Below are 24,685 nucleotides of genomic sequence, written 5' to 3'. Positions count from 1 at the left end.
AAAAACAGAGAGGTAAGCTATTTTTTATTACCTCTCGATTAGTCCTATATTTTATAATTTTATGAAGTCATATTCTCTTCTGAATCTTCCTCCATGTCTTCGGTCATGTTCTCTTCCATATCAGTCCCATTTTCCTCTGAATCTTCAGTCATATTCTCAGAATCATTGGTGCTCTCATTGTCCATATCTGAAGTATCCGTGGCATTCATGTCTGAAGCATTAGTCATGTTAGCCATATCTGAAGCGTTGGTCATATTAGACATGTTCATGTCCGTGTCTGAAGCATTGTTCATGCTGGCCATTTCCTCTGCCATTGAAGGTGGAATCAATACTTCGTCGATGACATGTATCACACCATTGCTGGCTTCGATGTCTGCACCGGTCACATTTGCATTATTGACCATAACCGTATCATTTACCACGCTGATGGTTACATTCTCTCCCTGAACAGTTGTAAGGTTATCCAGTTCGACAAGAGCACTGGAATTATATTCCCCAGAGACTACATGATAAGTCAGTACATTGGTCAGTGCTTCTTCATCTGCAAGAAGTGCTTCAACAGTACCTTCTGGCAGTTTTTCGAAGGCTTCATTTGTTGGTGCAAAGACAGTGAAAGGACCTTCTTCGTTAAGTGTGCCTGTCAGATTAGCTGTTTCCAGAGCAGTAAAGAGGATTGTGAATGAATCATTGTCAGCCACTATTTCTGCAATGGTAGCATTTCCGGTGTCAACACTTTCATTATCATCCATTTCCTCTTCGGTTGCGTTGTCATCTGTAGCAGTTTCTTCAGTTACTGCTTCATCAGTTACACCCTCTCCTACAGAAATAAGACCTTCGTAGGTATCTTCCTCTCCAGTTGATGTGTATTCAACAGTACCGGTGACAAGAATGCTGTACATACTGCCAGGTTCTATCGGACCTGAGTCAAATGAACCATCTTTTGCTGTTACGGTGTGACTCTGGTCGTCTGTATTAACCCAGGTAACTCCATCACCAGAAGCTATCAGAATCTTAGATGGGCTATAGCCAGATTCGGTAATATCTACCTCATTGGTCTCAACCAGCCCATCTATCTCTGTAGTTGCAACAGCTTGGCTTCCATTCATTTGAGTCTGTTCAACCAGATCATCACTACAGGTTACCCATGCACTGTCATCTTCCGTTTCCCCAATGTTTCTGAAATCTACTGCAATCTTATATCCATCCTCATTTTCAGGGAACGTGCCATCCCAGGCGTCATCGAAGTAAATTGTTATCGGACCATTTGCAGTCTCGTTTGTATTCGATGAAGTCCTCATTAGGACAACTCCTTCACCCTGATCAAGTATTGTCCATTCACCCTGGGAATCTATAACGTCGGTTATCATGTCACCAGGTACATTAAGAAGAATGGTATTGATCGTAGCATTCGGGAACTCTGCCATCGTTTCATTCATTATTTCAATCTCAGCTGTATAAGGAGTAGCTGTATTGTTGACCATAAGAGTTGCGTTAAGGATACCTTCGTACTCACTCTTGGCATCTTCTACATCATTCAAGTAACAAGTTGTGTTCTCCATAACAACTGAATCTGCTGGTGGCATCATTCCATTTTCTGCTTCACAGAATCCAAGAGTGATCCAGGCACTATCATTTCCTGCTTCTCCCACATTCTGGACATCTGTTGCAATCACATAACCATCTTCATTTTCCGGTAGTGTGCCATTCCAAGTCTCGTTAAAGTAGATGGTAGCCGGACCTGTTGCATTCTCGGAACTGTCGCTTACTGTTATCATCGTCTGGAAATCACCGAATGGATTGAGCTCTTCTTCATCGGTAGTAAGCATGGTCAGGAAGAAACCGAATGGATTTTCCATTTCCTCGATATCAGTTACAGTCCATTCATTTCCGGCTGAATCATTTGCATTGATTATCTGGTCTGCTGGAACATTGAGTAGAATGGTCTTTACAGTTGAATTCGGGAATGCTTCCTTGGTATCATTTGTCAGATCCAACTGAGCTGTTGAAGGTGTTGTTTCTGTGTCAATTACTACAGTGGCATTCAACTGACCTTCATACTGACTCTTGTTTTCCTCGACAACATTGAGGTAGCATATTGTAGCATTATCCTCGGTGACGTTAGAATCAGTCACGTTGGTTTCTGTCACATTAGCGTCGGTGGCATTAGCATCGGTCACATTGGTATCGGTTGCATTAGTCATATTGTCCATTTCTTCTACCATTGAAGGTGGAATCAATACCTCGTCGATAACATGTATGACACCATTGCTGGTTTCAATGTCTGTAGTAGTTACCGTTGCATTATTGATCATAACCGTATCATTCACCACGCTGATGGTTACGTTCTCTCCCTGAACAGTTGTAAGATTATCCAGTTCGACAAGAGCACTGGAATTGTATTCTCCTGAGACTACATGATAGGTCAGTACACTGTTAAGGGCTTCTTCGTCTGCAAGAAGTGCTTCAACAGTACCTTCTGGCAATTTATCAAAAGCTTCATCAGTTGGTGCAAAGACGGTGAATGGACCCTCGCCATCCAATGTGTCAACCAGATTGGCAGTCTCTAAAGCTACCAAGAGAGTTCCGAATGATTCAGTATCAGCTACTGTAGCGGCAATGGTAACATTTCCGTCGACGCTTTCATTGTCGGTCATATCCTCTTCGGTTACGTTATCAGCCATGTCTTCTTCAGTTACGTTGTCTGCTGTATCATTTTCAGTTACGTTGTCAGCTATGTCCTCTTCAGTTACGTTGTCTGCCGTATCATTTTCAGTTACTGCTTCATCAGTTACACCCTCTCCAGTAGAAATGATACCTTCGTAAGTATCTTCCTCTCCAGTAGATGTGTATTCAACAGTACCGCTGACAAGAACGCTGTACATACTGCCAGGTTCTATTGGACCGGAATCAAAGGAACCATCTTTTGCTGTTACAGTGTGACTCTGATCGTCTGTATTAACCCAGGTAACTCCATCTCCAGAAGTTATGAGAATCTTGGAAGGACTATAACCGGATTCTGTGATATTGACCTCATTAGTCTCAACAAAATCATCACCTATTAAGGCAGTATCTACGACTTCTTCGTCTGTTTCATTGGAATCAGTCGCGTTAGCGTCAGTGGCATTAGTGTCCGTAGCATTAGCATCAGTAACATTAGTATCGGTTACATTAGTATCGGTTACATTAGCGTCAGTGGTATTGGTATCGGTTGCATTAGTCATATTGTCCATTTCTTCTACCATTGAAGGTGGAATCAATACCTCATCAATAATGTGTATGACACCATTGCTGGTTTCAATGTCTGTAGTAGTTACCGTTGCATTATTGATCATAACCGTATCATCTACCACGCTGATGGTTACGTTCTCTCCCTGAACAGTTGTAAGGTTATCCAGTTCAACAATACTACTGGAATTGTATTCTCCTGAGACTACATGGTAGGTCAGTACACTGTTAAGGGCTTCTTCGTCTGCAAGAAGTGCTTCAACAGTACCTTCTGGCAATTTATCGAAGGCTTCATCAGTTGGTGCAAAGACGGTGAATGGACCCTCGCTATCCAATGTGTCAACCAGATTAGCAGTCTCTAAAGCTACCAAGAGAGTTCCGAATGATTCAGTGTCAGCTACTGTAGTGGCAATGGTAACATTTTCGGTGTCGACGCTTTCATTGTCGGCCGTATCCTCTTCGGTTACGTTGTCGGCCATGTCTTCTTCAGTTACGTTATCTGCCGTATCATTTTCAGTTACGTTGTCAGCCATGTCCTCTTCGGTTGCATTGTCATCAGTAGTAGTTTCTTCAGTTACTACTTCATCAGTTACACCCTCTCCAGTGGAAATAAGACCTTCGTAAGTATCTTCCTCTCCAGTTGATGTGTACTCAACAGTACCGCTGACAAGAACGCTGTACATGCTACCAGGTTCTATTGGACCTGAGTCAAATGAACCATCTTTTGCTGTTACGGTGTGACTCTGGTCATCTGTATTAACCCAGGTGACGCCATCTCCAGAAGTTATGAGAATCTTGGAAGGACTATAGCCGGATTCTGTGATATCAACCTCGTTAGTCTCAACAAAATCATCACCTATCAGGGTAGTGTCTACGACTTCTTCATCTGTTTCATTGGCATCAGTCGTATTAGCATCGGTGGCATTAGCATCTGTAGTTTCACCATTCATTTCTCCTTCTTCACAGAATCCAAGAGAAACCCAGGCACTATCACCATCATTCTCCCCTATGTTCTGAATTTCCACAGCAACTGGGTAGCCGGCATCATTTTCAGGAAATGTTCCATCCCATGTATCTTCAAAAGTTATTGTGATAGGACTTGAACTATTATCCCCCACAGCAATTGCCGTTGAAAAATTCTCAAATGGGTTTTCTTCACTTGTTGTTGTTACTGAAAGCTCGTTTCCTTCACTGTCAGTTACACTTGCTATTTGATCCATTGGAACATTTAACAGTACGTTGCTGATTTCCGCATTAGGGAAAAAGAGCAGTGTATCGTCTGTCAGTTCCATTTCAGCGGTAAAAGGGGTTACCTCATCGTTTACTTCTAAACTTACATTCAGATAACCCTCAAACTCGCTCTTATCATCCTGCACATCATTAAGATAACAGGCTGCATTCGCAAGTCCCGTGAACAAGATGGCAATAGCTATTGTCATCAAAAGTATTCTTTGTTTCATATCGTACCACCTACTTATATTGTAGTCACTAAACGTTGTCTTTTTGTTGACATATGCGCTTTGCGAAACAATAATAACTATTTGACTTAATGAAAACAAAAGAGAGTATATTAGTACAGTGAATTATATCTTTAAATTTTAAAAAGAGACAATGAAAAATAAAACAGCAATTAGAGACGTTCTTTAGCATACCCTGATAAGTACTTATTTTATTTTTTTATACTCATAATAGATGTTAAATATTCAGTATTATCTAACCATCTTCAAAAAATCTTACCTATGACGAAAATCACTACAAAAACAAATTCTTCAAAAAAGAGATTAAAAAGGAATGAATCAATTCACTCCTTTCTGCGCTGGAGCAGGAATGCCAGACCAAGAACTGCTGCTATTGGAAGTGCAACTGTAGGGAATTCCGGAATTTCAGTGTCGTTGCCTGAGCAGTAGTGAGATATGACAAATTGTGGATTTTTAGCCATTGTCCCAGTGAACGTCAAAGTTGCCTCCAGATCATCAAACTCATAATAATCGGTGTAGAAATGTACTACTTTTCCTGATATCTTAAATGGGGTTGCAGTCTCTACTACTTCTCCAGATACATTAATCGTGAGTAAATAGTTGTCAGTTGTGCCTTCCATGTGCCCGTTGACAACCCAATGGATTCCCGGGGCTCCCTCAAAATTTTCATCTTCGCAATCCTCATCCGAGTCTGTGCCCTGCCCAGTCCACTCTATTGGCGAGGAAACAGGCCCAGGAGGTGCTGCCATTGCAATCCCTGAGGTCACAAGCATTAGAATACTTGTGGCAATAAGCATAGTCAATATATTTCCTTTCATTACGTACCACCTCTCCTATGTACTAAAGCTTAATTTATACCATATTTACAGAGTATAGTTACGTAATTTTATTCCCCTTCATGTTTATAACATTTACTAAATGACTTCAAAAGTCATAATTATGATGTGATGGTTGTGCTTTACCTTAAATGGAAGAAATATCTACAAGAAAATCCTGACAACATAGAGTCAAAAAACTATTTTGCTGGCAAATTCGATTATACTAGCATGGACAACCGGGTTTCCATAGTCAGATGCAGTGATTATTCAAATTCCTTTGAAGCAGTAAATCAATCGGTAGAACTTATAGGAGGACTTTCAGCCATTGTTTCCAAGGGTGATCGGGTTCTACTCAAGCCTAATGTCCTTGGAGCCCATAAACCTGAAGATGCCGTCACAACCCATCCTTCAATTGTTTCTGCAGTTTGCCAACTTGTTAAGAAAGCCGGAGGAATACCGGTAATCGGAGATGGGGCAGGAATGACTCATCCAGGTGCAACTGCTGATGCATTTAGGGAATCAGGAATCGAAGCAGTATCAAAGGAATCAGGAGTTGAGTTAATCAATTTTCAGACAGCAGGTTTTGTAAAAGTGGATGTTCCGGAAGCCAGACACTTCTCCAGACTCTTTGTTTCTAAAGCAGTTATGGAAGCTGACGTGATCATTTCACTTCCCAAGCTCAAGACCCATGAACTCACCTATTACACAGGTGCAGTCAAGAACATGTTTGGCGCATTGCCGCTAAAGACTCGCAAGGAGATGCACCTGCTTGCCGAAAGGAAACTTTTTGGTGAGGGTATTATCGACCTGTATTCCGTTGCCAAACCCCATCTTGCTATCATGGATGCCGTCGTTGGGATGGAAGGAAACGGTCCGTCTCATGGAACACCGGTACCTACTGGTCTTATATTGGCAAGCAGGGACTGCGTATCCCTGGACATAGTAGCTGCTACCATGATTGGCTTTGATCCGCAGAAAATTCCCACAACAGAAGCGGCCCTTGAGAGAGGTTTTGGCATCAAGAAACCTCAAACAATAGGAGTTTTACCTGAAAACGTAAGAATAAATTACAAGCCTTCCAGCACCGGGATCATATATAATTTCCCACCTTTTATGATCAGATTTTTCGGAGAGCAGTTCACAGTCAGGCCACGTATCGATATTTCAAAATGTATCCAGTGTGGGGCATGCATAATGAACTGTTCTGCAAAAGCCATTGAAAATGAAGATGGTAATCTCCGAATCAATGATAAAAAATGCATCCTTTGTTACTGTTGCCGTGAATTGTGTCCGGAAGATGCAGTAACAGTAAAGAAGTCCCTGCTTGCAAAAATTGTGACAGGGACTTAGAAAAAACAAATCAGAGCTGACACACAGGACTCTTGCGGAGCCAGTCAATATCTGATTGGTACAACAGACGCAGGTCTTTAAGACCTAGTTTGAGCATTGCCAGGCGACTTACACCAAGTCCCCATGCAAGTACCGGATACTTGATTCCCAGAGGTTCCGTGACTTCTTTCCTGAATACTCCTGCACCTCCAAGTTCAACCCAACCCAGGCCATCCACATATACCTCGGGCTCTACACTTGGTTCGGTATAGGGGAAATATCCGGGCCTGAAACGCACGTCTTCGAATCCCATCCTGTGATAGAACTCCTTCAGACATCCCAACAGGTTCGCAAAGGACATGTCCTTATCCATGACAACTCCTTCCAGTTGTTCGAACTCGGGAGTGTGAGTAGGATCAATTGTCTCGCGGCGATAGGCTCTGTCGATGGAGAAGGCCTTTACAGGAGGCTCCGGATTGTCTGCAAGGTATTTTATCGTTAGTGCCGTTGTGTGAGTCCTCAGCACATTCTTACAGGCAATCTCCTCACTCCATTTTCCACCCCATCCTGTGGAGGTAGTATCTCCTCCATGCTCATGCATTGCACAGACATTGTCCTTGTAATCCAGAGGAAGCTCGGAAGTGCTGTCTAAGTGAAATGTGTCCTGCATCTCTCTTGCAGGATGATCCTGTGGCTGGAACAGGGAATCGAAGTTCCAGAATGAACTCTGCACGATCTCACCTTTAATTTCAGTGAAGCCCATATCAAGGAAGATACGTCTCATCTGGTCAATCAGACGCTGGTAAGGGTGAATCTTGGACCCGTATATCTGCCGGGGAGGAGTCTGGATATTATATGATCTGAACTTCATATTCTTCCACTGGCCGCTCTTGAGCATCTCTGATGTAATCTGGGCAACTTCTTCCACTACCTCGATCCCTGAAGCAACGACTTCAATTCCCTCAGGTGTAATGCTCACCGACCTGCATTTGTCCTCTATCTTTATTACGAGTTTACGTTTGAGCATATCTTTCATGAGGTTCTCAGTGACTTCCAGTTCTTCAACAGTCCTTGCCTGACCTTTGAACTTAGCCAGAACCTCCTCATCATCCCCAACTACTGCATTCCCTGTGGGTATGACCATTCCTTTTTCGATATTTGCCCATCCTTTACGACGCAGCCAGCCAGTAGCTATACCTACTACTGCAGGAGAGAATTTCTCCTTCAGTCCATCCATAGCCATGGGTTCTGAGAGTGTATCGATTATCTGCCTCTCGGGAAGTCCTTCCTCCGCATATTTCTTTCCTTCCCCGGTCAGTTCATAGGTCTCGATGACGATTTCATCCACCTTGGCCAGCCCATTATCATCCAATAGGAAAGCAGCCTGCATCGCGGTTTCTACCTTCATCCCCGCTTCTTTTGCAAGTTCTCCCGGACTTGCAGTTTTCAGTTCATCCAGTGCTATCAGCACATTCTTCTCATTGGGTGTGAGATTATAATCCGAAACCATACATTACACCTTGATAATCTTATAATCCATATTCATCAAGCCTGTCTTTTGCGACTTCACGCAGTTCCTGATGCTCTTTCAGGAACTTTTCCATCTTTTCTGCTGCAAGAGCCTTGCAGTTTCCGCAAACTTTCTCTCCGCTAACGCATTCATTGTATATCTGCGCAAGCTCCTGGTCATCTTCAATGAGATTGAATAGTAGCAGTTCGTAGACAGAACATTTGTCAGGTTCACCGCCCAGCTTCTTCTGCTCCTCAAGTGTCATTCTGCCGCCGGTCTTTGCCCGCTTGACCTTTTTGGCAGCTCCCTTGGGATCCTCGGTAAGTGATATATAACTGTCAGGAACACTGCTTGACATTTTCCCGCCCTGCAGCCCGGACATGAAACGATGATAAGTTGAAGACGGAGGTACAAATGCATATCCTCCAAACTCAAGTTCGACCTCCCTGACAATTCTCAGAAGTTCCTCGAAGTTATCAAGATCGAACACATCAACATGAGCTTCGAACATCTTTGTTCTGCCGGGTATGCGATCTCCCAGCTCTTTCAGTGCTTCTTCAGGTGCTGCCTTGCCCCGTATGCTGAAATAACTCCTGCCATTCTTATCTTCACGCCCCTCGATCTTGAACATGTTCATCTTATGACCAAGTCCGCGTGTTAAGCGGATATGGGGGTCCTGATCCGCACCTACGGGAATTACTGTAGGCTTGGGACCGCCAAAGTCCTCAAGTTGGGGATGCAGTATGTCCGCACTCTGGGTGACTGCACTGAGCATATGGGAGACACTTGTCTCACCCGTAAAACCATAAATAGCACTCAATTCCGAGAAGTTGGCCTTTGAACCCAGCTCGAATGCGAGGTCCTTGACCTGCTCCGAGTCCGACTGGAAGTATATATGTCCCTGTGGTTCAAAACCAAGTGCAATGAGGCTTACTATGTACTCATTGACACCGATATCCTTGCACTTTTCCCAGGACATGCCCCTTACTGAATGTGCTTCCCTGTCGGCGATGCCCGCAAATGCGTCAGCTCCCTGTTGCTGATGCCATATTATTTCTTCCATCACCATTTTATGGCCCAGATGTACCTTTCCGGAAGGCATGAAACCGCTCATTACCGAAAATGGCTTGCCGTTGTTCATTGCATCTGTTATGAGATCGTATCCCCTATGGCCAAAGATGATCTTCCTACGCATGTATCTATGGGGATCTGCTATCTCAGGAAGCAGTTGATCAAAAGGAAGAATGCCGAATTCCTCGAATAGTTTGGAATAATCGTCAATATTCAGTGCACTCCATGGGTTGATCTTCATATTCATATAGAGCCTCTTGTATGATCAGATGTTCGGAATAGAACATATCATTTTTTCTGTCAATGAAATTGTTAGTAAAAACACCTGGTGATATGTAAAGGTTCTTATTGCGACCCTGCGAGCATCCTTTATAGTTAAACCTTATTTAGATGGAATACATTCAAATTTTAATCATATATGACATAATTATTTTGTACAACCAGACCTAACCATTAACATTCAACAATGAGGATTCAATAATGGACATTACTATTTTTCATATTGGAGCATTGTTCTTTGCTTCAATCACCATATTCAATATGTATTCAGCCCGTAAGTATAAGGAAAGTTATCTGCCTGCAATTATAGGTATTATGATGTTTTTTTCGTTGTTATTGTTCCTTATCCTCCCCTGGCAATATGGTTATGCCGCTTTGCTGCTCACTATGATCTTTTCAGTTGCTAATTATAGAAAATCATACAGTATTAATAAAAAAAAGATGATGCGGCTTATGGAAAATTCCCAGAGCGCAAAGCCGTCAAAACTAACCGGTCTTTTAACAGGATGGGAGCTGATCTACCATCTGAACAGGAAATACGACCCCTCAAAAGCTTCACTTATCAACTCTATCCTTATGTGGTTCCTTGGTATCCTTCTGATCATTGTGTTCAACCATATATGGCCTGATGTTTTCTCAAATATCCATTACATGGCATTCATAATGACTGTAATCATGCTTGGGTATTACTGGCAAAACAAAAAACTGCTGGAAAGTCTTGATACAAATGATTTCCAACAAGTGAAAAAAAGTAGATGAAGAATATCAGGATTCTATCTTTTCGATATCATAAGGTTTCGAGGCACCTTCCGGTATCCTGTCAACAAGCTTTAGATACTCGGTTTCCTGCATCAGGCATGTACTACGTTGTCCCCTGAATGTCTTATCCTTGCGAATCTTACCCCAGATATCTTTCATGGAACGCTCCTGTATGTTTCCATAACTGAACGGGATGTATGGGCAGGGTTTGACCGCACCGTCCACACATACATGCAACCACCGCTGCCCGGCCATGCAGCCCAGCATTTCTCCTTCGAAATAAGAGTTAGAGAAAATCCTTGGTCCTCCTTTAGTAGAGTTGGTGCGGTGATACATATCAAGTACGATTCTCCTGTCAGCCTCAGTGATTATAGCGTCCCCTCTCTTCTTGGGCACGGATTCCCAGAGGGAGAACTCATGTACTCCGATTTCCTTCGCAAGTTCGTACATTGCAGGCAGTTCCCCTATATTTTTAGGAGAAACGTGTGTAGCCATAGTTACAAGAAGACCAGCCTCAAGTCCCATTTTCATGGCATTTGTAGCCATCTCGAACGCACCGTCAAGACGACGTACGGCATCGTGCTTTGCTGGTTCAGTCGAATATATACTCACCAACAGGTTATGGAGACCAGCCTCCTTCAGACGCTGTGCAGTCTCCGGAGTCATTTCCGTGCCGGGAGTATACATGTTAACTATAGCACGTTCCTTGTCCACGTAGTCGATGAGTTCATAGATATCCTCACGCAGCATGGGATCACCTTCTGTGAATACGATGACCATTGCGCCCATATCAAGCACGTCATCGATAGCATGCTTCATGGTATCGATATCAAGATCACCTTCGCCGCCACTTACAACACAATGTTCACAGTCGCATTTGCAGTTGCGCGTGATCTCAAAAGAAACGGTTTCGGGAATATATCTGCCCAGGGTTATCTGGGTCTCAGCCATAAGAAGTCTCTTGAAAGCTTTACTGGGAATGGGCGGCAGCCATGTAGATGCAATTACCTGCTCGTCTGTGACCAGAGCCGGCTTTTCCTCTTTCAATCTTTCATTTATCCTGTTAAGAAAAGGATTACATGCCTTATGAAGGCCACCGGTTGCCTTCAACTGTATAAAATCCTCTGTTCTATCCATCTTAATAGAAAGTCCCGGTATTGAAAGCAATGTAATTTTCTCGTCCTGTGAATCAGCGAAGTTCTGTTTCATCCAATGTTCCTCTGGAGCTAAATATCTCGGTGGAGAAAACATCTGCTTCCTTGCCTATAACAGACTGGGATGGGTAAACGAATATTCCATGATCACTCATCACATACGGGCGGAGTACTTCATCGTGTTTGGTGCCTCGCATCTTCAGTATGTCGATAGCTCTGATCCTTTCTCCGCCAATCCTGAATACCTTAAGGCAAATAACTCCTTCGGCAAGATACTCCTCAACAGTGAAGTGATCAGTTTCCCTGTGCATTTCACTCGTAATCAGGGTAGTACAATCAAAATTTTCAATATTCTTGATGAATTCAAGAATGATATACCTCACATTAACCGGATCAGGCGATATCTTCAGTGAGGTCATGGAATCAATAAAAAGACGTTTGGCTCCTATCTCCTGTACATTAGCATATATCTGGCGCAAAACAGTTTCAATTGTACGGGTATCGGTTTCCTTATTGGAATCAGGGTCCCTGTTCTTTTCGATATACCTGCCATAGGCGATAGGATCAGCCCGGATTATCCGGAGCTTGTCTTCCTTGATAAGTCTCTCAAGATCCCAGCCGTGCCTCCACATATTACGCATGATACGGGCAGGTGTTTCCTCAAAGGTGATATAGACCCCAGGCTCATCATAGCTGGTAATTCCCTCATATAGATATTGTGCTCCAAAAGTAGATTTACCCGCACCAGGTCCGCCAATCAGAAGGATTACATCATTTTCTATGAAGCCTCCTTCTATAAGTTCGTCAAATCCGGGAATCCCTGTAGGTACGCGAGCCATTTGAAACCTCGACAGATTAGTTTCGAGAATAATTATATTAATGGCTCTTATGCAATATAACTTATTCCTTGAGAATCTCAAAAATATAAAGAAAAAAGAATTGAAAACCGGATAATGGATTAATCGGATCCGGTTTTTGATCAGACCTTCTCTGCAAAAGCAAGAGTACCGCTCAGACGTTTGACTCTGATCTTTACGGCCTGACCTTTTGAGGTGCCCGGTACGAAAATAGTATATTTGTCCACCTTGGCAATACCATCACCCTTGGAACCGACGGCATCAATGTGTACCTCATACTCCTTACCTTCCTCAATTGAATCCTGTTTGACAGGTGCGGTTGCACGTCTCTTCTTTACCGGTCTGTGAGCTCCACAGGCAGCACACTTCAACACAAGTACCCTGTCCATCTTTGTCAACTGGGTATCCGGCCTTGAACACTCGGAACACATGACAAACTCTTCAACATAGGCTTCTATGTTAGACTTAATCTGGTCCTTTGAGAAACGTCCCTGAAATATAGCCCTGCTACCATCTATCTTACCTGCCGTACCCATTTCACGGGTCAGGAATTTCATCAGGTGGTCAGGGTCCCTGTTCAATACATCAGCTATATTGCTTAAGTTGTCCAGGATCGTGGTCTTACCTTCAACCATTATCTTTGGTTCGGGGATCACGAAACGGGCATCCGTAGTCTCCTTGTCAGGTAAATTCGCTATTGCACGGTCCAAAAGCGCTTCGTAATCTTTCATTTAATTCCTCCCGAAATGGGTTCACCACTTTTACTGTACAAGTTCAAGTCCCTGGTCTACAGTTATCCTCACAGGTGTTGGCAGTTTCTGACCTGCCTTTCTGAGAGCGTCCTTTGCAGTTGCAAAGTTCTCTTTGTTGACAGAAATTGTGAAGATTTTCTGGCCTGCTGAAACCCTGGCTGCTGTGCCTACATTCTTACCGAATGCTCCGCGCATACCACTTGACACACGGTCAGCACCCGCTCCGGTTGCCTGTTTGTTCTCTCTCAATACCTCATGGGGGTATACTCTGAGTTTTATGTGGTACCCAGCACGACCTGCTGCTCCCATGACAGACCTGTTGGCTGTGATACGTGCTGCCTCAAGAGCAGTGTGGCGTATCTGACATCTTTCCATAGCTATAAGAGATAACTTAACAGGGAATTCAGCTGTCTTGTTACCCATATCGTAGTGAATTACGTGGCTTCCGGGTACACCACCCATGTATTTTCTTCTTGTGTATGAACGTTGTCTTACGTTCCTGTACATACTTGCTGGTTTTCTTACCATGAATTTAAGTCTCCTTGAATGATTATTGGGATAATTTACATCAATTGCGCCGCTTTGTATCGGTCCCTAATTGATATGTCTGTATATGAATTTGTTGATGTCATTGAACATCAGACGGATACAATTTCATCTGGACGGTTCATTCCCTACTACCTCGGACTTTATAAGTCTTATTGCTCATCGCACCTTTCAAGCAGATAAGGAGTAAGCAGACCATAACAACCGGACAGCATCATGTTCCCGAAAGGTGCGGCGAAATGCAGCCGATTCCACAGTTTCCGGTCCTTTGCCCCTTCATCCATATCCATCAGCAGACTACGCCTCGGACCGGTTATCATTACAGACCTCACCTCATCAAAGTCTATCTTCTCCCTGATATAACAACCATGCCCTCCCTGATCGAAAACTTCCTCAAATGTGATGTTCCCTTCGGCAAAACGTAGCAATTGTTCCTGAAGTCCCTCACCGTTCAGTGAAGAAGTATGGTGTTCGTAGAGTGCGATAATCCGGTTGTCTTTAACAATAGCTGCAAGAGTATGTCCGTTTCCAATGTTAACAACCATGGAAGGTTGTTTTGCAGCCGGATCAAGAAGTGCCCCGAAAATCGCAGCCGGACCGGTATCCATGAAAACAGCATCCTTCTGGCTCAACGATTCAGAAGAGGATAGCATGCGTGTAAACTCAACAGGTATAGACTCATGACCATAGGCAAATTTACCGAAATCTCCTCCCACATCAATCAGCTTCTTGAATATCTCAAGCCTGTACAGCCGGTTACTCTCATGAGGAGAATTTCCATGATCCTGAACAGCAACTGCAATCCTGTCAGGCATTTCAACATCAAAACTCTGAAGTGCAGATCCTATAGACTCTAAATCCACATCCTGCATCAATATCTCTTCATAGTCCCCTGAGGGCCTTTCCTTCCCTTTATCATCAACGATCTTTATTCCCATTTCCTTTACCCTGTCAAGATCGTCTTTTACTGTCAACGCTGCTTTTTCTGTTGCATACACATCCAACCCCTGCCTGATGTGTTCTTTAATGGCCCTGACAGCAGGTCCACCACCCATTACTCCTCCTTTGAGAAAGATCGTTTTTCCTCTGGATGTGGCATGCTGCACTTTTTTGGCAACAATGACAGTGGGAGAAGGCATCACCATCAACAGGCTGTTTTCAACTTCCTTTTCACTATCATACAGGAGTATATCCTGGGTACCCGTACCTATATCGATTGCCAGTATTCGCATATCAAATCGAGTGTTTCATATATCTATTAATGTATAAGACTTCGCATGAAGGACTTCACAGTGAAAGAACATAAGAAAGGAAGCAAAGGCCCTTACATTTTTTATGCAATTACCATCTCAACTTCAAGGTCAGAGAAATATGGAGAGGTAACATCGCCACAGGATGCAGATGACCGTTCAGGCCAGCTTATGAAAGAGATGATCCAAAAAGCAGGACATGAATTGTCCGGTTACACTCTTGTTAGCGATGATAAAGACTCTATTGTTGAAGCTATCAAAAAAGCCATACTATCCAATGCTGATATCATAGTGACCAGCGGAGGAACCGGGCTGGCATCAAAAGATGTTACCATTGAATCCGTATTACCGATGTTCGAAAAAGATATTCCTGGCTTCGGAGAACTTTTCAGGTATAAAAGCATATCACAGATAGGTGCTTCAGTAATACTTACCCGTGCATCTGCAGGAACTATAGCCAACAAGGCTGTTTTTTGCTTACCGGGATCTCCTGCGGCTGTTGAACTTGCACTGGGGGAAATAATAATCCCCGAAGCAGGCCATATCGTGAAACACGTAAAGCAATAAACAAAAAACTTTAATATTGTTTGTAATATGTTAGAGTAAATATTCAGGAAAGACACCTAATATCTTATAATATAAAGACGATAATTATATATCGCACATACCAATAATGAGGGTGCATTGCACTTTCGCAAAGAGATTATAAGCATCTCCAAGCATATCAAATTCAGGAACACCAAGAGAACATGTCCGTTTATTCATTGGGAATCAAAGAGCTGGATGACCTGTTAGATGGCATTCGGGAAGGCACTAATCTTATGATGATAGGCCCGCCTATGAGCCGAAAAGATGAGCTTCTTGATGCAATAATTTTCCAGAATCTTAGCAATGATGATGCAGCAATACTTGTTTCTACCAGAGAACCCGGAGAAAGAGTTCTCACTTGGTTCGAAGGACAGGGAATGGACATCTCATCTATAAATGTAGGTGTAGTGGACTGCGTCACAAAGACTCTCGGGATGGGAGCTCCTGATACTCCCAACATAAAAAGGGCTTCAAGTCCTGTGGACCTTACAGGAATTGGTGTAAAAATAAGCCAGTTCCTCGAAGAATTCCTGGTAAAAAAGAATATTAAGAAAATCAGGCTTTGCATTAATTCACTCTCAACCATACTGATGTATTCGAATCTGCAGACCGTTTTCAGGTTCCTGCATGTATTCACAGGCCGTGTGAAAGCTGCCGGAGGTTTTGGTCTTTATTTAGTTGAAGACGAAATGCATGACCCCCAGACCATAGCTACCCTGAAACAGCTGTTTGATGGAATGATAGAAATCAAAGCAGTAGGCGACACCTATGCCATGAGAGTAGTTGGCCTGACATCAAAACCGACACCCTGGTTCGAATATAGTATAGAGGGTACCGAAGTCAGCCTGAGCAAAACCACAAAAACCTGAATACGAATAATTGCTCATGGAAGGGATTTTCATCTTATCCCTACCGTTGCCCACATTCTATTTTTTTCAAGGCACTTTTCCGAGATCATATCAAACATCATATACCACTTAGACCAATACGATAATCAGGTGTAATTCATGGAAAAAGATAAGTTATATAAATTGAAGAAAGAAGCTTCCGGGCTGAAGCCAATCCTTAATATCGGCAAGAATGGCATTACTGACTCTGTTGTAGAAGAGGTTAAAAAGCAAGTCAAAGCATATCGCCTCGTGAAGATAAAGATGCTAAAGACAATGCCTGACGGGGAGAACATAAAGGATGCAGCTCAAAGACTGGCAGAATCCACCAACACCACCCTTATAGAAGTACGTGGTAATACAGTAGTCCTCTACAGGTAATAAACAGCAATTAATCAAATTTCATCCCTGAAATTGTCTCCTGAAACTATTTCTATCTCCTGGAGAGTTATAAGTTCTGTAGGAAGTATTTTTTTGAGTTCAGGGATTATATTCCTTATTTTTTCTTCTTTGTCCACTGCCTGTATAATGACCGGAAGGTCGGTACCAAGCCGGAGAACGCTTGCAGTGTGTATCTTGTTCTGAATACCATACCCCTCCATACAGTGATGGACCGTGGCACCTGCAATACCTTCGTCCCTTAGAAACTCCAGCACTGCATGATGCGCAGCTTTTCCTTTGTACTTGTCATTCTCGCTAAGATATATCCTTAGCAGTGCTGCTTTCATTACCAAATCACTCCATATCCATGTTACAAGTTATTGAACCTATTTCAAAACCAGAATCATAAGGAAACGTTATACTACCTGATTTAATATGTTTCCGGAACATAAGCCCATATTCCTCCTGGCAGCCACGGTCAGATCATCATATTTAGAAAAATATATAATCTTAGATAAACACAATGAGATTTATGGAGAAAAGAAAATTCCATCCCCTGATAGCTTTTACTTTAATCCTTGTCGCAGGAGGAGCGTACCTGGGAATGGGATATCTTGATCAATTGACCAACGAAGAACCCGATGTAAACATCAATTCTTCCCAGGCAGTTTCCATTGTTAAAAACGATGCCAATGCAAGTGCATTTATCGAGAAGAATTTCAAAGTCCCCAACTGGAGAGTCATAAAAACCACTTTTATGGAAAGCCCAGTTGAAAACTCAAACAACAGTGTCCCATATGCAGGTAACAGGACATGGAAAGTAGAGATGATGGAACGAACCTGCGCATGTCCCGGTACATCAACTCTTTATGTTGTAGAAGGCTATGTCAATGTTAACACCGGAGAGCTTATCAGTGTCAGCACAATGAAAGCTTCAGAGAGGAATTATGAAAAAAAGACCTGTGCCTCAACCAGCTGTCATTAAGATGATGGCTAGAAGCGCATTTTGTTTACTTTTTATCCTCCTGGCATCATCAACAGCTATTGCCGATTCTGGAACTGTGACAGTTGAATTCTTCTATGAGAGCGGCTGTCTTAAATGTGAAAAAGCTGCGCCTACGATTGAAAAAATAGTTGGCCAATACAATAGCGTCAACTATTCCAAACATGATGTAATGGACTCATTTGAGTACATACAGAAATATGACATCACTGTTGTCCCCACTATTGTAATAAACAAAAGCCTGGTAATAAGCTACTACGACTATAATGACGACATTGAAACGCTGGAAAAGCTGCTGATAGAAGGCATTGAGAATGCACCGCCAGTACCCATCACAAGAAGCGATACTGAAGATACTGGCAAAGAAATTATTCCACCAGCTTCCAGGAAGCCCACTCTTGATGATTCTTATATATTAGTACTGGTTGCCGGATTGTTTGCAGGGTTTAACCCATGTCTTATTGCAGTGATGGCTTTTTTATCCTCGGTCATAATCTCATCCAGTGGCACACGCAGGGATCTGCTGACCCTTGTCACGGGTTTTTGCGCAGGAATTTTCATAACCTATATGGTGCTCGGCATTGGGATACTGAATACAGTCAGATATTTTCCGGAAATCGAAGCGATCGTAAATTTATTCATGATCGGCCTGATAGCCTTCCTTGGGCTGTGGCACTTTTACGACGCTTATCATCTGAGAACACATTCAAAATCGTCTTTTAAGAATCCTACCTTTCTCACAAACTTCATGGGAGAAATCAAAGGGAAAAACATACTTTTTTTGGCCTTTGTTGCCGGTGGACTGTTCTCTCTCATAAAAGCTCCATGTGTCGGTGCAGTCTACCTTGCCATTCTCGAAATGCTGATTTCAGGAGATAAAATTCTGGAAGGTGCCCTATATCTCGGCATTTACAACTTTGGAGTTGTATTTCCGATATTGATACTCGGGACTATGCTGGCATTCGGGCTGGACCCGCAAAGGGTTTCTGATTTCAGGAATAACAGGCGTGTTGAGATAAGACTCGTAACAGGAATAACATTGATCGCACTGGCAATATTGCTCCACCTGCGTATAATATGATTAACTTGAGACCTTCCCATCTGATCAGGGACCGAAACCAAACAGTAAGTAAGCAGTGGTAACCCCAATCAGGCACAAAGTAACATTTAGCAGCATATTCATCAAAGAATAAGTTCCTTCACCCTCATCCAGAAGCCTGAATGTTTCGTAAGCGAATGTCGAAAATGTCGTGAAAGAACCAAGCATTCCTATGCTCAGAAAATATATAAGGGAGCCGGAAAGCGATAAGAATGTTAGTGAAGCAAGTACAAAACTGCCGATCGTATTTACTGCAAGGGTCCCAAAAGGTATCCCTCTGAACCGAGGCATGGCGCCAGATACCAGAAAACGGGATGGTGCGCCTATGAGAGCACCTGCACCCACGAGTATGACCTCTGAACCCAGACCGGCGATACCACCTATTACCGGAAAAAACAGGAGAGATGCACCTACAATTCCAGGAGTCATATAACTGGTATACCGACGACTGCTAATTAAATTCGCAAGACCCGGATACATCGGATCTTCCCTTAAATTTGAAAGATAAACAACAGCGCCCCTTCCAAGAAAAACTCCGATCAGTGTCAGCGATATATTTGCAACGATATTCAATAAGGCCATATCAGGAGGCATCTGGAAAGTCTGTAAGGAAAAAGTAGAAAACGTAGTAAAGGACCCCAAAAACCCTATCCCAAGGAACATCTTTTTCCCCGGGCTCACATATCCCAGGGATTCTGAGTTGTACATCAAAAAACCAAGCAGGATACTCCCAAGCACGTTAACTGCCAGCGTACCTGCAGAGGGCAGGAAATAACCTGCCAATACAAAGCGAGATGCTGCACCTAGAAATCCGCCTGCGCCAACTATCAGGAGGGAAAAAGATATTTCTTTAAAGTTGTCACCGTTATTCAATTAGCACAACTTCCACTTCGTTCCCTTCTTCATATCCTTCAACATTTTCAGGTATAATGACAAAACCACCTGACTTTGCAATGGAACTCAAAATTCCTGCCCCTGCAGTCATAAGAGGGCGTGCGGTACTATCCTCAAGGATGACCCTGGCATAACTCACATAACCTTCTCTTGAATTGATTTTGCCGGACAGTCGTACCTTTACAGTTAGGTCAGGCATTGCAGGAATGTTTCCTGCCTTTTGAATAGCAGGCTTTCCAAAAGCAAAGAGTGCTACCAGGCCAGCGGCAGGATATCCCGGCATGCAGAGAACAGGCACATCATCAATGATACCGAGAGCAGTCGGTTTGCCTGGGCTTAAACCAACTCCGTGTACAAGCTTTTTACCTAATGAAGCTACGACATCAGGCACATAATCCTTCTCACCTACAGACGTGCCGCCTGAGATAACTATGAAATCCGCATCCAGGTTCAGGTTAACTGCTTCCTTGATAAGTTCACGGTCTTCGGGTACGATATCACAATATCTTGGTTCACCACCCCATTTTGTGACATACAGGCCAATCATCAGACTGTTAATATCAAGAGTTTTGCCGGCTGGTGGCAATTCACTATCCTTCAAGGATATCAGGTCATTACCTGTGGGGATTATAGCAACTACCGGTTTTGCATAAACAGTGATCTCTGAGATGCCAAGGGAAGCAAGCACGGCTATGTCACAGGATCTTAAAAGATGGCCTTTGTTGAATATAATCTCGTTTTTCCTCACATCTTCCCCTACATCCCCTACATTCTTCCCCGGATGCACCTGTGCACGTACCTCTATCATATCACCGATGGATATTGTGTCTTCCAGCATGAGAACGGCATCAGCTTCATCTGGCACATATGCACCTGTACTGACCCGGACACTGGCACCTTCCTCAATCTCGTCGGAAACCTGCAGCATAACAGGATTTGTTGAGGATGCTCCTATAATATCGACCGAACGAACAGCAAACCCATCCATGGCAGAGCGGCGATAGTGCGGAACATTCCTGGGCGCGAGGACACTGGTGGAAAGAACCCTTCCAACACAATCCTGGATCTCTAATATTTCTGTCCGTTCCAGAGGCTGTATCACTTCGAAGAAAATTTCTTTTGCTTTGCCTACACTGGTACGTTCTTTCATTATCCTGTCCATAACCAATACCCCTTAAGTGAGATTATCCTCCGGAAACGGGAGGAAAAATACCAATCTCATCTCCGTCACTCAGACGGGTTCCGAGATAGTCCATGTGTTTGATATTGTTCCCGTTCAGAAAAACATTGATGTATCCTCGAAGTTCCGGCTCATCTGTCTTTTCAAAAATGAGATCCTCCAGCGAGGGATGAAGGTCTATGAGAGAAAGTAGTACATCCTGCACGGTCTCTCCTTTCAGCATTACTGAAGATTCACCGGCCTTTTCCCTTAAGTTTGCGAATAGTTTTACTTTGATCTCTGGCATGGAGCCTTATTCTTAACGTATGATAAATAAATCTATTCCAGAATACGGAAACATTTCAAAAGTCGAAAACATTTGAAAAACAAACAAAAATCGTAAAAGCCTGAAAGAAAGTTTGGTGGGATAGCGCGGATTTGAACCGCAGTCCAAGCGTCCCAAACGCTCGAGGATGGACCAAGCTACCCTACTATCCCATTCAGAAGGGCAGCACTCCAATAGACCTTTTCAGATAAATAGTTTGCGTGCAGAAAGGCGTTTCTGCAAAGGGAAGATAGCACTTACGAAAAACAGGAGATAATAATTTACTTGTCACCGGCCCTGTCAAAAGACCAGCTTCCAAGAATTATCATCGCAGATGAGAAAATAGTAATCACTAACAGAGAGGTCATTATCGGCACTTCGGAAACACCAAGAAGTGACCATCTCATAGCTTCTATACCGTAGGTTAGAGGATTCAGGCGCACAGGCACACCAAGCCATGAAGGAAGATTATCCATGGGATAGAATGCGGTACTTGCCATAAGCATGGGAAAGGTCAGGAAAGTCATTACCATCTGGAAGCCTTCATGAGAATCGATCCTGGACGCAAGAGCCATACCCATCCCGATGAAACCAAGTCCCATTATGAACATTATCAAAATGCAGAACAATTGCCCTGGTATGGAAATATAGTTAACTCCTATGTATCCGCTGATAAACATCAGTAATGTCCCCTGTATCATGGCAGCGGTAACTCCACCTGTCGCTTTACCCAGAGCGGTAAAAATACGGCTGACAGGTGCAACGAGAATCTCTTTCAGAAAACCGAATTCCCGGTCCCAGATTATGGAAACACCACCCATGAGGGAAGAGAAAAGAACTGACATCCCGATGATGCCCGGCGCCATATAGTCAATATATCGGCCACTGCTAAGGGTCATCGCACTTCCCAGGGCCGAACCCATTATAATCAGGAAAAAAAGTGGTGTTGCTAGGGAACCGATTATTCTGGACCTGGATCTTTTATAACGAAGCATCTCCCTGAGCCACAGAGTATAAACCGTGTTCAGGCAATGTTTCATTTCGGCAAGGTCCATCCTATCCCCAGCGTTTGTAAACCTCATTATCGATTCCTATCAAATCAAGTGCGCGTCCTGCCATTGAATTAATAAGATCATCCAGGGTCTTTGGCCTGGAATAGAATCCGGGACAAGCCGGAAGTATAATCGCACCTGCTTTCTCAAGTTTGAGCATGTTCTCAAGATGTATCTGGTTAAGTGGCGTTTCCCGTGGCATGAGAACAAGTTTTCTTTTCTCTTTGAGACATACGTCTGCTGCACGTCCCAGAAGGTTATCAGACATACCACCTGCGATCTCACCGAGTGTCTTCATGCTGCAGGGAGCAACTATCATTCCCGCGAACCTGTGTGAACCACTTGCAATGGGTGCGGTGAATTCATTTTCACTATAGACATGAGTTGCCAGATTCTCGACCTCGATTACGGAATAGTCAGTCTCGATCTCCATAATCTGCCTTGCAGCCTTTGTTATTACCAGGTGGGTGACTATATCCATTTTCGAAAGTATTTCAAGTAACCTTATTCCATACATGGATCCTGACGCACCACTAATACCGATAACTATTTCCACTTTATTCCTCCTGCAGGATATTTACCAGCTCATCTATCATCTCTTTTGAGACTGTGATGATCTCTTTTATTTCTTTCACCTTAATATCATCCAAATGAATGCCAACCACAAAGACTGTTGCCGAGCGACTGGCCCCACTAAGTTTTCTTGCACCCAGCAGAGCGATCTCATCTTCCCTGTGACCTGGCACAGTCAATACCGAGGATGAAGCACGTCCTGATTCCCGGTCAAAGATACCCAATGCTGTAGCTCCTATGTGAGCCATGCCACCGGTGAGCCTGATGAGATAATCTTCCCCAATTCTTTCCCATTCAAGGAGAAGAGTGATTCTGCCAGCAGTTCTCTCAAGCCGGTGCATTTCAACCATCCAACTCCGTCAAACGGAACTGCTTTACGGTTTTTTTAACATCAAAGAAGTCCCTTGCAGCTTTGCCAACCTTATCGCGGTGTTCCCTGGTAGTATAAACGCCCATTTTCCAGTTGTCCCTGTGAGCATGCTCAAGGGTTGCCACAACATGTGAGCACTCATCAAGGCGGAGCATACGCCCGTTCATCTTAACGAGAGCTTTCATCTCAACAATCTCAGGGTCGCTGGGAATATCAATTAACACTTCTTTACTTTCAATGCCGACCATATCTGCAATCTCAGCCTCGATACGCCTTACATTCTTTCTGTGTTTCAGCACACTTCCACCCACTTCATCAAAACCTACATACAGCGCTCTTTTGTACAATTCCCTGTTGTCCAGTCTTGATGCAAGTTCGCTAGCATAGCCATCGTTATTGCGTATCATTTCAGAAATTTTGGCATCGTCCATCCTCCTTAACTCAAATGGATCAAGGAGTTCGTGCTGTATTAAATCATCCACAGCCCTTGTGAACATTGTCTCCGCAATTCTGGAAACATGATGATAGTAAACAGACGGATGCATCAAAAATCTTGAAACCAGCAAGGATTCCGCAGCTTTTACCCCACCCTGGCTCACTACAAGCTTGTTCTCGTAGAACCGGAGCTCGTTGATAAGCCTCATGTGGTCTACAAGCCCGAAAGCCACACCCGTATAATGGGAATCTCTTACAAGATAGTCCATCTTGTCAACATCGATCTCACTGTTGAGTATTTTGCCAAAATCAGTTATCCCCTGAATATGATTCTCAACCTTTGAAGGACTGATACCATGTTCTGTAAGTATTTCCGAAATTTCGGTCTTTTTGATGATGTCCCTTATATCCTCATGGCCTTTTCTGGTGTAGCGCTTGATCAGCCCTTCGGTGACATGTGAAAATGGTGCGTGTCCTATGTCATGAAGAAGTGCAGCAACTTTGAGTTCATCCTTCTCGTCATTGCCTACAGTGTCAATGCCGGAGGTGAGTATACTGGCAAGGTGCATGACTCCGAGTGAGTGCTCAAAACGAGTATGATTGGCTCCCGGATAAACTAAGTTTGAGAGACCTAGCTGACTTATTCTCCGAAGACGTTGCATTGGAGGAGAGTCGACAAGGGACAGAGTCAACTCGTCAAGTTCGATGTAGCCATGAATGGGATCACGGATGACTTTCATATCGTTTAAACTCCGTATGTGATGTTTTCTTAACCGATATCTCATACACAATGGGACTTCATATCAAACTACCGGCAAATCCGTATGTTTTTGTCGACCCTGACAGTATGTGTTTTTGAGAGTATCTTTTTTGATTTTTTTGATTTGCTAT

24 protein-coding genes, 1 tRNA gene and 1 pseudogene are annotated in these 24,685 nt (G+C 43.4%); 7 read left to right on the top strand and 19 right to left on the bottom strand.

Features of this window, described 5'->3' with window-relative positions; translation table 11 throughout:
- Positions 1–59: 59 nt before the first annotated feature.
- The gene (locus V7O62_RS10390; RefSeq protein ID WP_406656254.1) at positions 60–4,685 is read right to left on the bottom strand and encodes a fasciclin domain-containing protein; all 4,626 of its coding nucleotides are present in this window, start codon (positions 4,683–4,685) and stop codon (positions 60–62) included.
- A 341-nt stretch (positions 4,686–5,026) separates the two neighbouring features.
- Positions 5,027–5,521, bottom strand: coding sequence for a PEF-CTERM sorting domain-containing protein (locus V7O62_RS10385; RefSeq protein WP_406656253.1), 495 nt, complete (start codon positions 5,519–5,521; stop codon positions 5,027–5,029).
- Positions 5,522–5,749: 228 nt separating this feature from the next.
- On the opposite strand from V7O62_RS10385, the gene V7O62_RS10380 reads away from it, so the two are divergent.
- Complete coding sequence (locus V7O62_RS10380; protein WP_406656252.1) at positions 5,750–6,871, top strand: DUF362 domain-containing protein; 1,122 nt, start codon at positions 5,750–5,752, stop codon at positions 6,869–6,871.
- Between the two features lie 10 nt (positions 6,872–6,881).
- Here the strand turns inward: V7O62_RS10380 and V7O62_RS10375 are convergent, their stop codons facing one another.
- Both V7O62_RS10375 and V7O62_RS10370 read right to left on the bottom strand, forming a co-directional pair.
- Positions 6,882–8,360 carry a phenylalanine--tRNA ligase subunit alpha gene (locus V7O62_RS10375; protein WP_406656251.1) on the bottom strand — a complete coding sequence of 493 codons (1,479 nt, stop codon included), beginning with the start codon at positions 8,358–8,360 and terminating at the stop codon, positions 6,882–6,884.
- 19 nt (positions 8,361–8,379) lie between these two features.
- Positions 8,380–9,678 (bottom strand): tryptophan--tRNA ligase, encoded by a 1,299-nt coding sequence (locus tag V7O62_RS10370; protein WP_406656250.1) that lies wholly within the window; start codon positions 9,676–9,678, stop codon positions 8,380–8,382.
- 233 nt (positions 9,679–9,911) lie between these two features.
- Between V7O62_RS10370 and V7O62_RS10365 the strand changes: the two genes are divergently transcribed.
- On the top strand, positions 9,912–10,469 hold the full coding sequence (locus V7O62_RS10365; protein WP_406656249.1) for a hypothetical protein: 558 nt from the start codon (positions 9,912–9,914) through the stop codon (positions 10,467–10,469).
- Positions 10,470–10,475: 6 nt separating this feature from the next.
- Here V7O62_RS10365 and V7O62_RS10360 read toward each other — a convergent pair whose 3' ends face one another.
- From V7O62_RS10360 to V7O62_RS10340, 5 genes are all read right to left on the bottom strand, one after another.
- The gene (locus V7O62_RS10360) at positions 10,476–11,678 is read right to left on the bottom strand and encodes a radical SAM protein (protein ID WP_406656248.1); all 1,203 of its coding nucleotides are present in this window, start codon (positions 11,676–11,678) and stop codon (positions 10,476–10,478) included.
- Positions 11,659–12,543, bottom strand: a complete 885-nt coding sequence (locus V7O62_RS10355) for an RAD55 family ATPase (protein ID WP_406656247.1) — start codon at positions 12,541–12,543, stop codon at positions 11,659–11,661. The genes V7O62_RS10360 and V7O62_RS10355 overlap by 20 nt, the downstream gene beginning before the upstream one ends.
- A gap of 59 nt (positions 12,544–12,602) precedes the next feature.
- Complete coding sequence (locus V7O62_RS10350; protein ID WP_406656246.1) at positions 12,603–13,211, bottom strand: translation initiation factor IF-2 subunit beta; 609 nt, start codon at positions 13,209–13,211, stop codon at positions 12,603–12,605.
- 30 nt (positions 13,212–13,241) lie between these two features.
- Positions 13,242–13,760, bottom strand: a complete 519-nt coding sequence (locus V7O62_RS10345; protein ID WP_406656245.1) for a 50S ribosomal protein L16 — start codon at positions 13,758–13,760, stop codon at positions 13,242–13,244.
- A gap of 170 nt (positions 13,761–13,930) precedes the next feature.
- A complete protein-coding gene (locus tag V7O62_RS10340) occupies positions 13,931–15,010 on the bottom strand; it encodes a DUF1786 domain-containing protein (RefSeq protein ID WP_406656243.1) in 1,080 nt (359 codons plus the stop codon).
- Positions 15,011–15,055: 45 nt separating this feature from the next.
- On the opposite strand from V7O62_RS10340, the gene V7O62_RS10335 reads away from it, so the two are divergent.
- The 3 genes from V7O62_RS10335 (at position 15,056) to V7O62_RS10325 (ending at position 16,884) form a co-directional block, all read left to right on the top strand.
- Positions 15,056–15,595: a molybdenum cofactor biosynthesis protein B gene (locus V7O62_RS10335; protein ID WP_406656242.1), complete on the top strand. Its 540-nt coding sequence runs from the start codon at positions 15,056–15,058 to the stop codon at positions 15,593–15,595.
- Positions 15,596–15,777: 182 nt separating this feature from the next.
- Positions 15,778–16,485: an RAD55 family ATPase gene (locus V7O62_RS10330; RefSeq protein WP_406656241.1), complete on the top strand. Its 708-nt coding sequence runs from the start codon at positions 15,778–15,780 to the stop codon at positions 16,483–16,485.
- A gap of 138 nt (positions 16,486–16,623) precedes the next feature.
- The gene (locus tag V7O62_RS10325) at positions 16,624–16,884 is read left to right on the top strand and encodes a YhbY family RNA-binding protein (RefSeq protein WP_406656239.1); all 261 of its coding nucleotides are present in this window, start codon (positions 16,624–16,626) and stop codon (positions 16,882–16,884) included.
- Positions 16,885–16,898: 14 nt separating this feature from the next.
- On the opposite strand, the gene V7O62_RS10320 is transcribed toward V7O62_RS10325, so the two are convergent.
- A complete protein-coding gene (locus V7O62_RS10320; RefSeq protein ID WP_406656238.1) occupies positions 16,899–17,231 on the bottom strand; it encodes a DUF190 domain-containing protein in 333 nt (110 codons plus the stop codon).
- 185 nt (positions 17,232–17,416) lie between these two features.
- Here V7O62_RS10320 and V7O62_RS10315 point away from each other — a divergent pair, with 185 nt between their 5' ends.
- Positions 17,417–17,869: a hypothetical protein gene (locus V7O62_RS10315; RefSeq protein ID WP_406656237.1), complete on the top strand. Its 453-nt coding sequence runs from the start codon at positions 17,417–17,419 to the stop codon at positions 17,867–17,869.
- The gene (locus V7O62_RS10310; RefSeq protein ID WP_406656236.1) at positions 17,832–18,968 is read left to right on the top strand and encodes a cytochrome c biogenesis protein CcdA; all 1,137 of its coding nucleotides are present in this window, start codon (positions 17,832–17,834) and stop codon (positions 18,966–18,968) included. The genes V7O62_RS10315 and V7O62_RS10310 overlap by 38 nt, the downstream gene beginning before the upstream one ends.
- Before the next feature lie 24 nt (positions 18,969–18,992).
- On the opposite strand, the gene V7O62_RS10305 is transcribed toward V7O62_RS10310, so the two are convergent.
- From V7O62_RS10305 to V7O62_RS10265, 9 genes and pseudogenes are all read right to left on the bottom strand, one after another.
- The gene (locus tag V7O62_RS10305; RefSeq protein ID WP_406658287.1) at positions 18,993–19,370 is read right to left on the bottom strand and encodes a fluoride efflux transporter FluC; all 378 of its coding nucleotides are present in this window, start codon (positions 19,368–19,370) and stop codon (positions 18,993–18,995) included.
- A 123-nt stretch (positions 19,371–19,493) separates the two neighbouring features.
- Positions 19,494–19,859 (bottom strand): annotated as a pseudogene (gene crcB, locus V7O62_RS10300) (fluoride efflux transporter CrcB); the annotation flags it as partial.
- Positions 19,852–21,042 carry a gephyrin-like molybdotransferase Glp gene (gene glp / locus V7O62_RS10295; RefSeq protein WP_406656235.1) on the bottom strand — a complete coding sequence of 397 codons (1,191 nt, stop codon included), beginning with the start codon at positions 21,040–21,042 and terminating at the stop codon, positions 19,852–19,854. The pseudogene crcB and the gene glp, both read right to left, overlap by 8 nt.
- Before the next feature lie 22 nt (positions 21,043–21,064).
- On the bottom strand, positions 21,065–21,346 hold the full coding sequence (locus V7O62_RS10290; protein WP_406656234.1) for a ubiquitin-like small modifier protein 1: 282 nt from the start codon (positions 21,344–21,346) through the stop codon (positions 21,065–21,067).
- A 113-nt stretch (positions 21,347–21,459) separates the two neighbouring features.
- Positions 21,460–21,537, bottom strand: a tRNA-Pro gene (locus V7O62_RS10285).
- A 108-nt stretch (positions 21,538–21,645) separates the two neighbouring features.
- Positions 21,646–22,419: an ABC transporter permease gene (locus tag V7O62_RS10280; protein ID WP_406656233.1), complete on the bottom strand. Its 774-nt coding sequence runs from the start codon at positions 22,417–22,419 to the stop codon at positions 21,646–21,648.
- Position 22,420: 1 nt separating this feature from the next.
- Complete coding sequence (locus V7O62_RS10275) at positions 22,421–22,972, bottom strand: UbiX family flavin prenyltransferase (RefSeq protein WP_406656232.1); 552 nt, start codon at positions 22,970–22,972, stop codon at positions 22,421–22,423.
- 1 nt (position 22,973) lies between these two features.
- Positions 22,974–23,339 (bottom strand): hypothetical protein, encoded by a 366-nt coding sequence (locus V7O62_RS10270; protein ID WP_406656231.1) that lies wholly within the window; start codon positions 23,337–23,339, stop codon positions 22,974–22,976.
- Complete coding sequence (locus V7O62_RS10265; RefSeq protein WP_406656230.1) at positions 23,332–24,534, bottom strand: HD domain-containing protein; 1,203 nt, start codon at positions 24,532–24,534, stop codon at positions 23,332–23,334. Before V7O62_RS10265 ends, V7O62_RS10270 begins: the two co-directional genes overlap by 8 nt.
- Between the last annotated feature and the right edge of the window lie 151 nt (positions 24,535–24,685).

The organism is Methanolobus sp. ZRKC2, from assembly GCF_045291185.1.
GTDB lineage: Archaea > Halobacteriota > Methanosarcinia > Methanosarcinales > Methanosarcinaceae > Methanolobus.
This window is presented reverse-complemented; position numbering and strand designations above follow the sequence as displayed.

Excerpts from the sequence above, each read along its gene's own strand:
- V7O62_RS10390 (WP_406656254.1), bottom strand. The coding sequence starts at position 4,685 with ATGAAACAAAGAATACTTTTGATGACAATAGCTATTGCCATCTTGTTC.
- V7O62_RS10385 (WP_406656253.1), bottom strand. The coding sequence starts at position 5,521 with ATGAAAGGAAATATATTGACTATGCTTATTGCCACAAGTATTCTAATG.
- V7O62_RS10380 (WP_406656252.1), top strand. The coding sequence starts at position 5,750 with ATGGACAACCGGGTTTCCATAGTCAGATGCAGTGATTATTCAAATTCC.
- V7O62_RS10375 (WP_406656251.1), bottom strand. The coding sequence starts at position 8,360 with ATGGTTTCGGATTATAATCTCACACCCAATGAGAAGAATGTGCTGATA.
- V7O62_RS10370 (WP_406656250.1), bottom strand. The coding sequence starts at position 9,678 with ATGAATATGAAGATCAACCCATGGAGTGCACTGAATATTGACGATTAT.
- V7O62_RS10365 (WP_406656249.1), top strand. The coding sequence starts at position 9,912 with ATGGACATTACTATTTTTCATATTGGAGCATTGTTCTTTGCTTCAATC.
- V7O62_RS10360 (WP_406656248.1), bottom strand. The coding sequence starts at position 11,678 with ATGAAACAGAACTTCGCTGATTCACAGGACGAGAAAATTACATTGCTT.
- V7O62_RS10350 (WP_406656246.1), bottom strand. The coding sequence starts at position 13,211 with ATGAAAGATTACGAAGCGCTTTTGGACCGTGCAATAGCGAATTTACCT.
- V7O62_RS10345 (WP_406656245.1), bottom strand. The coding sequence starts at position 13,760 with ATGGTAAGAAAACCAGCAAGTATGTACAGGAACGTAAGACAACGTTCA.
- V7O62_RS10340 (WP_406656243.1), bottom strand. The coding sequence starts at position 15,010 with ATGCGAATACTGGCAATCGATATAGGTACGGGTACCCAGGATATACTC.
- V7O62_RS10335 (WP_406656242.1), top strand. The coding sequence starts at position 15,056 with ATGAAGGACTTCACAGTGAAAGAACATAAGAAAGGAAGCAAAGGCCCT.
- V7O62_RS10330 (WP_406656241.1), top strand. The coding sequence starts at position 15,778 with ATGTCCGTTTATTCATTGGGAATCAAAGAGCTGGATGACCTGTTAGAT.
- V7O62_RS10325 (WP_406656239.1), top strand. The coding sequence starts at position 16,624 with ATGGAAAAAGATAAGTTATATAAATTGAAGAAAGAAGCTTCCGGGCTG.
- V7O62_RS10320 (WP_406656238.1), bottom strand. The coding sequence starts at position 17,231 with ATGAAAGCAGCACTGCTAAGGATATATCTTAGCGAGAATGACAAGTAC.
- V7O62_RS10315 (WP_406656237.1), top strand. The coding sequence starts at position 17,417 with ATGGAGAAAAGAAAATTCCATCCCCTGATAGCTTTTACTTTAATCCTT.
- V7O62_RS10310 (WP_406656236.1), top strand. The coding sequence starts at position 17,832 with ATGAAAAAAAGACCTGTGCCTCAACCAGCTGTCATTAAGATGATGGCT.
- glp (WP_406656235.1), bottom strand. The coding sequence starts at position 21,042 with ATGGACAGGATAATGAAAGAACGTACCAGTGTAGGCAAAGCAAAAGAA.
- V7O62_RS10290 (WP_406656234.1), bottom strand. The coding sequence starts at position 21,346 with ATGCCAGAGATCAAAGTAAAACTATTCGCAAACTTAAGGGAAAAGGCC.
- V7O62_RS10280 (WP_406656233.1), bottom strand. The coding sequence starts at position 22,419 with ATGGACCTTGCCGAAATGAAACATTGCCTGAACACGGTTTATACTCTG.
- V7O62_RS10270 (WP_406656231.1), bottom strand. The coding sequence starts at position 23,339 with ATGGTTGAAATGCACCGGCTTGAGAGAACTGCTGGCAGAATCACTCTT.
- V7O62_RS10265 (WP_406656230.1), bottom strand. The coding sequence starts at position 24,534 with ATGAAAGTCATCCGTGATCCCATTCATGGCTACATCGAACTTGACGAG.